Annotated in this window: 8 protein-coding genes; 6 read left to right on the forward strand and 2 right to left on the reverse strand. The window is 68.4% G+C overall.

The genetic code is table 11. The features are described 5' to 3' along the window. Window positions 1–182: 182 nt before the first annotated feature. Entirely contained in the window at window positions 183–1,292 is a 1,110-nt protein-coding gene (locus Q0Z66_RS11455) for a hypothetical protein (protein ID WP_298041243.1), read from the reverse strand. A gap of 33 nt (window positions 1,293–1,325) precedes the next feature. Between Q0Z66_RS11455 and Q0Z66_RS11460 the strand changes: the two genes are divergently transcribed. Then, window positions 1,326–1,679, forward strand: a complete 354-nt coding sequence (locus tag Q0Z66_RS11460) for a hypothetical protein (RefSeq protein WP_298041245.1) — start codon at window positions 1,326–1,328, stop codon at window positions 1,677–1,679. A gap of 4 nt (window positions 1,680–1,683) precedes the next feature. On the opposite strand, the gene Q0Z66_RS11465 is transcribed toward Q0Z66_RS11460, so the two are convergent. Then, the gene (locus Q0Z66_RS11465; RefSeq protein ID WP_298041246.1) at window positions 1,684–2,283 is read right to left on the reverse strand and encodes an Lrp/AsnC family transcriptional regulator; all 600 of its coding nucleotides are present in this window, start codon (window positions 2,281–2,283) and stop codon (window positions 1,684–1,686) included. A 143-nt stretch (window positions 2,284–2,426) separates the two neighbouring features. Between Q0Z66_RS11465 and Q0Z66_RS11470 the strand changes: the two genes are divergently transcribed. The 5 genes from Q0Z66_RS11470 to Q0Z66_RS11490 are packed head-to-tail and all read left to right on the forward strand — an operon-like array spanning window position 2,427 to window position 7,623. Further along, window positions 2,427–4,001 (forward strand): ABC transporter substrate-binding protein, encoded by a 1,575-nt coding sequence (locus tag Q0Z66_RS11470; protein WP_298041248.1) that lies wholly within the window; start codon window positions 2,427–2,429, stop codon window positions 3,999–4,001. A gap of 8 nt (window positions 4,002–4,009) precedes the next feature. Beyond that, on the forward strand, window positions 4,010–5,068 hold the full coding sequence (locus tag Q0Z66_RS11475; protein WP_298041250.1) for an ABC transporter permease: 1,059 nt from the start codon (window positions 4,010–4,012) through the stop codon (window positions 5,066–5,068). Then, on the forward strand, window positions 5,065–5,982 hold the full coding sequence (locus Q0Z66_RS11480; RefSeq protein ID WP_298041251.1) for an ABC transporter permease: 918 nt from the start codon (window positions 5,065–5,067) through the stop codon (window positions 5,980–5,982). Before Q0Z66_RS11475 ends, Q0Z66_RS11480 begins: the two co-directional genes overlap by 4 nt. After that, window positions 5,979–6,791, forward strand: coding sequence for an ABC transporter ATP-binding protein (locus Q0Z66_RS11485; RefSeq protein ID WP_298041253.1), 813 nt, complete (start codon window positions 5,979–5,981; stop codon window positions 6,789–6,791). The genes Q0Z66_RS11480 and Q0Z66_RS11485 overlap by 4 nt, the downstream gene beginning before the upstream one ends. Continuing rightward, a complete protein-coding gene (locus tag Q0Z66_RS11490; RefSeq protein ID WP_298041255.1) occupies window positions 6,784–7,623 on the forward strand; it encodes an ABC transporter ATP-binding protein in 840 nt (279 codons plus the stop codon). The genes Q0Z66_RS11485 and Q0Z66_RS11490 overlap by 8 nt, the downstream gene beginning before the upstream one ends. The last annotated feature ends 167 nt before the right edge of the window (window positions 7,624–7,790 follow it).

The following is a 7,790-nucleotide window of genomic DNA, read 5'->3' on the forward strand; positions in this document are numbered from 1 at the left end:
ATGCAACCCGATGCAACGTTGAGTGGTATACCGTGTTCGCCATACGCCGGGATCGTTCAGTCCCCAGCTGACAATCGGCGTCGGACGGCTCAGCCGTCCTTGCGGAGGGAGTACGTCTTCTTCTGATCCGGGGGGATGGGGTGAGCGCAGTTCCCCAGACAGCGCTCACCCTCAACACCTGCTTACGGCAGAAGGTTCATGACGCCCGTGATGAACATCGGGATGATCCACAGGGCGACGAGCGCGACCACGATGATGAGCCACGTCCGGCGGCGCTTGAGCCGTCGACCCGGCGCCGCGACGCCGGCAGGCGGCGTCAGCATGCCCGCGGGCGCCGCGAAGGGCAGTGCGCCACCGGCGGGCGCGGCGGCAGCCGGAACCGCGGCGGGTCCGTGGCTCGCGCGCAACCGGTCGTCGCGCCAGCGCGCCCACTGATCGAACTTCGTCATCAGGGCGCCGACCACGCCGAACAACCAGGCCCACGTCTGCGGATCCAGCGTTGACACCTTGCGCTTCGTGTACAGGAACATCCAGTCGTCGACGATCTCGACGTCGAGCTCGGCCGCATGGTCGATGAAGCGCGCCAGGATGTCGGGGGTGAACAGGTAGAGCGCATCCTGCTCGTAACCGGCGGGGCAGTAGAGCGAGAAGTAGCGGTCGAAGTCTCCCTCGAGGGAGAGCCGCTGATCCTTGCGGAACGCCGCCGGCAGATTCGTGCGGAAGCTGTTGTTCCCGAGCGCATCGAGCACGATGTTCGGCAGCGGCACGTCGAGCTTCACCGCGATATAGCCCCAGTTGTACGTGTTCGAATCCTCGCCCGAGCCGGTCGTGTACTGGTAGTTGCCGAACTCCACGAAGCGCGGGGAGAGGCCGCGGACGATGCGGTCCGCGCGCCGGGAATGCCCGATCTGGAAGATCATCCCCGGCAGGGGAGGGGCATCGATGCGATCGATGTAGGTCATGTTGTTCGCCGCGGCGAAGGTGCTCAGCCGGTACCGGGCGATGCGGCCGCGCCGCTGCGCGCTGACGATGATCGCGATGATGCCGGCGATGAGAGCGCCGAGCACGACGGCGCCGAGCAGGGCGAACGGACCCACGACCGTGAAGAGGAGCGGCACGAGCACCAGGAGGACCGGCAGGGCGATCGCCCCGCCGACGATGCCGACGATCAGACCCGCAGACGGGCCCCGTCGGGTGGACTGCGCCGCACGGACGAATGCCGAGACCGCTTTCGGGTCGACCGGGTCGGTCAGCGGGCGCGGGTCGAAGGCGAGCGGTTGGGATGCGGGCATCGTCACCCTGTCCACGTTGCCATAATCGGAGGTGTGAACACGCAGACTCTCCCGTCGCTGGACGGACGCACCTTCCGCATGGTCTCCTCGACCACCTCGGCCGTGAACCCGGACGCCCCGAGCACGTTCCACTACTTCGAGAAGGACGGTGCGGTCTGGGGCGACTACACCGGTGACACGGTGACATTCGGACGCTTCATCGGCACCCGCACGGGCGATTCGATCAGCATCCACTTCGTGCACGTCCTCGTCGCCGATGGCACCGTCGTCACCGGTGCGGGCGATAGCGACATCGAGCGGGACGAGAACGGTCTGCGTCTCATCGAGCACTACGAGATGCACGGCGCGCCGCAGCTGAGCGTGTGCGCCGAGGTCCCGATCGTCTGAGGGGTCAGCGCGGGGGCAGGGGCTCCCGCGCGCCCGGGGCGGGCGTCCACCGTGTCATGCCGAGGGTGTCGACCGGCTCCCGAGGAGGGATATCGGTGGGCAGGATGTACGGCCGGCGCACCACCTCGTCGAGGATCACGACGCTCACGACCGTGCGCACCTCGGGCAACTGGGCGATGACGCCCGTGGAGAAGTCGTGCACGCCGCCGACATCCGTCGCACGGATCATCAGCATCGCGTCGTGCTCGCCTGTCGTGACGGCGCAGTACTCGACCTCGGGCATGTGCAGAACCCGCTCGCGGAACGACGGCCACGATTGCGGATGGACCGTGACGAACACGTGCGCGCCGATCGACAGTCCGACGCGGGCCGGATCGACGGATGCCGAGAACCCGGTGATCACACCGGATGACAGGAGCGCCTCGACGCGCGAGTACGCGTTCGCCCGGGAGATGCCGACGCGCTCGGCCAGTGCCGCCATCGACAGGCGCCCGTTCTCGCGCAGGGCGGCGAGGATGCGGTAGGCCACATCGTCCAGCGCGGGCGCACTTCGTCCAGCGGATGCTGAGTCCGCGGGCCGTTCATTGGACGTATCGCCTCGCATTCCCGAAGTCTAGAGCGAAATGTTCGCGCAGATGTCGTCTCATTGGACAGATCGTCGGGCATCGTGTCAATCTGAACTCGGTCGTCCACAGCCGTCCGACCTTTCCCGAATCACTCCCTTCCCAAGGAGGGCCCATGTCATCGATGTCTCGTAAGTCACTGGTCGCGTTCGGAGCCGTCGCGCTCCTTGCCGTCACGGGCTGCTCCGGGGGGAACTCCGCCAACGGCGGCGGCAACAGCTCGGCCTCCTCGCTCGTGATCGACACCGCCTTCTCGATCGAGACCGCCGACCCCGGGCACAGCTACGACCCGACCGGCAACATGCTCGCCAAGGCGCTCTACGAGACCCTCGTCGACTTCGAGGGCTCCGACGTCTCCACGCCCATCCCGGGACTCGCCACGTGGGAGCAGAACGACGAGGCGACCGAGTTCGTCTTCACGCTCGAGGATGGCCGCGTCTTCTCCGACGGTTCCCCCGTCGAGGCGAAGGACGTCGTCTTCTCGCTGCAGCGCATCCAGGGCATGGCCGAGGCCAAGCCCAACTTCCTCCTCACCGGCGTCACGATCGAAGAGGTCGACGACAAGACCATCCGCTTCACCACCGAAGCGCCCATGCTGCAACTGCCCGCGATCCTCGCGAACGCCGCCCTCGGCATTCTGAACTCCGACGTCGTGATCGAGAACGGCGGCACGATCGACGGCACCGACACCGCGCAGGCCTTCCTCGACGGCACCTCCGCCGGCTCCGGACCCTTCGTGCTCGACACCCTCGATCTGTCCTCGCAGATCGTGCTCTCCCAGAACGAGGAGTACAACGGAGACGAGGCCAGCGCCTACGACCGCGTCGTCATCCGCAACGTCACCGAGTCGGCCACCCAGCTCGCCAACCTCAAGGGCGGCGACACCATGGTCGCCCTCGACCTCAACGGCGACCAGGTCGCGACGCTCGGCGACGACCAGAACGTCGACTCCGTGGCATCCGCCCAGACGATCTTCCTGCTCCTCAACCAGAACCCCGATGTCGTGGGCGAGCTCGCCAACGTCGAGATGGCCGAAGCGATCCGCTACGCGCTCGACTACGACGGCCTGCTCGAGCTCGCCGGCGCTGGCTCCGTGCAGGCGACCGGCGTCATCCCGCCCGCCTTCGAGGGCGCGCTGGATGCCGGCGTCGAGCAGGACCTCGATCGCGTCGAGGCAGCCCTCGCCGCTGCCGGCTACGACGGCCAGACCCTGAAGCTGCAGTTCCCGAACGACTACCCGGTCGGCGGCGTGGAGTTCACACCGCTCGCCGAGCGCATCCAGGCCCAGCTCGGCGACGCCGGCATCGAGGTCGAGCTCGCCCCGGCGCCCTTCGCCAGCGAGCTCGACGCCTACGTCAACGGGACCGAGGGCTTCGGCCTGTGGTTCTGGGGACCGGACTATGCCGATTCCGCGAACTTCCTGCCCTTCGCTCCCGGCCTGAAGGTCGGACTGCGCAGCGGCTGGACCGCCGAGGCCAACCCCGAGATCGGTGCCCTTGCGGCAGCCGCCGCCGGCGCGACCGACGTCGACGAGCGCACGGCCGCCTTCACCGCCTTCGCCGAGGCCATGCAGACGGACGGGCCCTTCGTGCCGCTGATCGTCCCCGGCCGCAACATCGCCACCGCCGCCGACGTCACCGGCGCCGTCTACAACTCGGTGTGGGAGATCGACATCGCCGAGATCAAGCCCGCCGGCTGACCAGCTCGATGAGCACGGCCACCATCGCGCGCAGGCGCCCGACCCGCTCACCGCTGGTCGGGTACCTGCTGCGCCGCCTGGGCACCTCGATCCTGCTGCTGATCGGCGTCACGATCGTGACGTTCCTGCTGACCAACCTCGTTCCCGGAGACCCGGTCTCCGCGGCACTGGGCGAGGGAGCGGCGCAGAACCCCGCGACGCGGGAGGCGTTCATCGCCTCCCGCGGGCTCGACAAGCCCCTGATCGTGCAGTACTTCGTCTACATGGGCAACCTGCTGCAGGGTGACCTCGGCACCTCCCTCGTGACGGGACGCGCTGTGACGGCTGACCTCGCCACGGCGGTGCCGGCGACGATCGAGATCGCGGTCTGCGCGATCATCGTCAGCCTCGCCGTCAGCCTCGTGCTCGGAACCCTCGCGGCGTACCGCCGCGGGCTGGTCACCGACCAGGTCGTGCGCGTCGTGACTCTCATCGGGCTCAGCGTGCCGACGTTCTGGCTCGCGCTCGTCAGCTACTACTTCTTCTTCCTCGAGCTGGGTATCGCGCCCGGATCGGGGCGGATCTCCCCGGCGATCACCCCGCCGCCGCGCGTCACCGGCTTCTACACGGTCGACTTCCTCCTCAACGGAGACAGCGTCGGCTTCTTCGACGCGGCGGCCCACCTGGCGCTTCCGGTCATGGTGCTCTCGCTCGTCACGATCGGACTGCTCACGCGATTCGTGCGCACCTCGGTGCTCGAAGTGCTCGACAGCGACTACGTGCGCGCCGCCCGTGCCAAGGGCCTGTCCGGCCCCCGGGTCGTGCTCGGCTACGTGCTGCGCGGCGCCTCGCTGCCGATCCTCACCGTCGTCGGCGTCGCCTTCGGATCGCTGCTGAGCGGCACCGTGCTCGTCGAGTCGGTCTTCGCCTGGCCGGGCCTGGGCACCTACGCCTACAACGCCGCCGCCAACCTCGATCTGACGGGCATCATGGGCGTCGGCCTCGTCGTCGGCGTCATCTACCTCGTCATCAACCTCGTCGTGGACCTCCTCTACGGCGTTCTGGATCCGAGAGTGAGGATCGCATGAGCGCCCTCGACGACAAGCGGGTCGCATCCCGCTGGACGATCCGCTTCCGCTGGCCGCGCGCCTGGCGCACACCGCTGGGCATCATCGGCACCGTCATCGCCCTGGCCTGGGTCATCGTCGCCTTCACGGCGCAGTGGTGGGTGCCCTTCGGCCCCAACGCCCAGGTGCTGCCGCGCCTGCAGGCGCCGGGCATCGACACCCTCATGGGCACCGACGGCACGGGCCGGGACATCTTCTCGCGCCTCATGACCGGCGCGACCGTGACGATCCCGCTCGCCCTCATGCTCGTGATCTGCGCCCTCATCATCGGAACGATCCTCGGAGCGGTCGCCGGATACTTCGGCGGCTGGGCCGACGAGGTGCTCATGCGCATCACCGACCTGTTCATGGCGTTCCCGACCGTGATCCTCGCGATGGTCATCGCCGCATCCCTCGGGCCCTCGCTCTACAACGCCGTGATCGCCGCGGTCATCGTGTCATGGCCGCAGTACGCCCGCGTCACCCGCAGCATCGTGCTGAGCCTGCGCCAGCAGAACTACGTCGTCGCCGGGCGGCTACTCGGACACTCGCCGCTGCGGAGCCTGTTCGTCGACATCCTCCCGAACATCGCCGGGCCCGTGCTCGTACTCGCGACCCTCGACATCGGAACCGCGATCCTGCTGCTGTCTGGCCTGTCGTTCCTGGGGCTGGGCGCACAGCCGCCGACGGCCGAATGGGGATCCATGATCTCGGCGGCCATGTCGAACTTCGACGCCTGGTGGCTCGGAGTCTTCCCCGGCCTCGCGATCCTCTCGGTCGTCGTCGCCTTCAACTTCATCGGCGACGCGATGCGCGACGTTCTCGACCCCACGGCCGAGATCGCCCATGAGAACCAGGCCGATCTGACGGCATCCGCGAAGGGGGCGAGCGCATGACCGCCGCATCGACCGCGCTGAGCATCGCCGATCTGCACATCTCGATCGGCCGCCCGCTCGTGCACGGCATCTCCCTCGACCTGCACCGCGGACGCGTGCAGGGCCTGGCCGGAGAATCCGGCTCGGGAAAGACGCTCACCTCGCTCGCGATCCTCGGCCTGCTGCCGCGAAAAGCGCAGACCTCCGGATCCATCCGTCTCGGCGACGACGAGCTGCTCGGGATGCCGCGCCGCGCCCTGAACCGGGTGCGGGGCAAGCGGATCGCCATGGTGTTCCAGGACCCGTCATCGTCGCTGCACCCGCAGATCACAGTCGGCAAGCAGCTGACCGATCACATGCGCGTGCACCTCGGCCTGAAGGGCAAGGAGGCCGATGCGCGGGCGATCGAGCTGCTCGAGCGCGTGCAGGTGCCGCGCCCCGAGGAGTCGCTGGGCCGCTACCCGCACCAGTTCTCCGGCGGACAGCGACAGCGCATCGCGATCGCCTGCGCCCTGGCCTGCGATCCCGACGTCCTTCTCGCGGATGAGCCCACCACGGCCCTCGACGTCACGGTTCAGGCCGGCATCCTGCACCTGCTCCGCGGGCTCGCGGTCGAACGCGACCTCGCCGTGCTCCTCGTCACCCACGACCTCGGAGTGATGAGCGCGATCGCCGACGACATCGCCGTCATGAAGGACGGGCGGATCGTCGAGCGCGCCGACCGGGCCACCCTGTTCGCCCACCCGCAGCACGAATACACCCGCACGCTGCTCGCGGCGCTGCCCGGCTCGCGCCTGGCCGCCGAGACCGAAGGAGACGACGATGAGTGACGCGTTCGTCCTCGACGCGCAGGGTGTGACCGTGCGCTATCCCGGGAACCCTCCTGTGGTCGCCGTCGACGACGTCTCGGTGCACGTCGCCGCAGGCGAAACCGTGGCGCTGGTGGGAGAGTCCGGCAGCGGAAAGTCGTCGCTGGCACGCGCCGCCGCCGGCATCGAGAAGATCGTCGCCGGAGATGTGCGCTTCGATGGCCGCCCCGTGACGCCGATGGGGATTCGCCGCCGACCCGTCGAGCTCACCGGCATCCAGATGGTGTTCCAGGACCCCTCTACCTCGCTCAATCCGCGCCGGCGGATCGGCGACCAGATCGCCGACGGCATCCGCACGGCGCTCGACCGCGGGGACGAAGGATCCCGTGTCGAGGAATGGCTCGAGCGCGTGGGGCTGAACCCGGCGTGGACAACCCGCTTCCCGCACCAGTTCTCCGGAGGGGAGAAGCAGCGCATCGCCATCGCCCGCGCCCTCGCCGCGCGGCCCCGCCTGCTCATCGCCGACGAACCGATCTCCGCTCTGGACGCATCGACCCAGACGAGCGTCGCCGCCCTCATGCGCGACCTCGTCGCCGAGGTCGGCGCCGGCATGCTGTTCATCTCGCACGACCTCGCGGTCGTGCGCCGCATCGCGGACCGCACCCTCGTCATGTACGCCGGTCGCGTGCTCGAATCCGGTGTGACGTCCGAGCTGTGGGAGGACCCGCGTCATCCGTACACGCGTTCGCTGCTCGCAGCGATCCCCGAACCCGATGGGCTCGGACGGATCCCCGCCGCACCGTCGGCGGAGGACCGTGCATCGTGGGGGAACGTTCCGCCGATCGTGCGCTGATTCATCACGAACGTCGCGACACGCCCGCCGTTTCCGCTAGACTGTTGTGGTTGTCTGCCTATCGATCCGCATCCGGCGGTGAGAGAGCAGGCACGTGCACACACCCTCCTGCTTTCGAGAAAGTCTCGAAAGCCGTTCAAGTCCGAAGGAGGTGGGTAAGTGACGCA

Origin of the sequence: uncultured Microbacterium sp. (genome assembly GCF_947632095.1) — a bacterium.
GTDB lineage: Bacteria > Actinomycetota > Actinomycetes > Actinomycetales > Microbacteriaceae > Microbacterium.

Bases quoted from the DNA above. Each gene is read 5' to 3' on its own strand.
- Q0Z66_RS11455 (WP_298041243.1), bottom strand. From the start codon at position 1,292: ATGCCCGCATCCCAACCGCTCGCCTTCGACCCGCGCCCGCTGACCGAC.
- Q0Z66_RS11465 (WP_298041246.1), bottom strand. From the start codon at position 2,283: ATGCGAGGCGATACGTCCAATGAACGGCCCGCGGACTCAGCATCCGCT.
- Q0Z66_RS11470 (WP_298041248.1), top strand. From the start codon at position 2,427: ATGTCTCGTAAGTCACTGGTCGCGTTCGGAGCCGTCGCGCTCCTTGCC.
- Q0Z66_RS11475 (WP_298041250.1), top strand. From the start codon at position 4,010: ATGAGCACGGCCACCATCGCGCGCAGGCGCCCGACCCGCTCACCGCTG.
- Q0Z66_RS11480 (WP_298041251.1), top strand. From the start codon at position 5,065: ATGAGCGCCCTCGACGACAAGCGGGTCGCATCCCGCTGGACGATCCGC.
- Q0Z66_RS11485 (WP_298041253.1), top strand. From the start codon at position 5,979: ATGACCGCCGCATCGACCGCGCTGAGCATCGCCGATCTGCACATCTCG.
- Q0Z66_RS11490 (WP_298041255.1), top strand. From the start codon at position 6,784: ATGAGTGACGCGTTCGTCCTCGACGCGCAGGGTGTGACCGTGCGCTAT.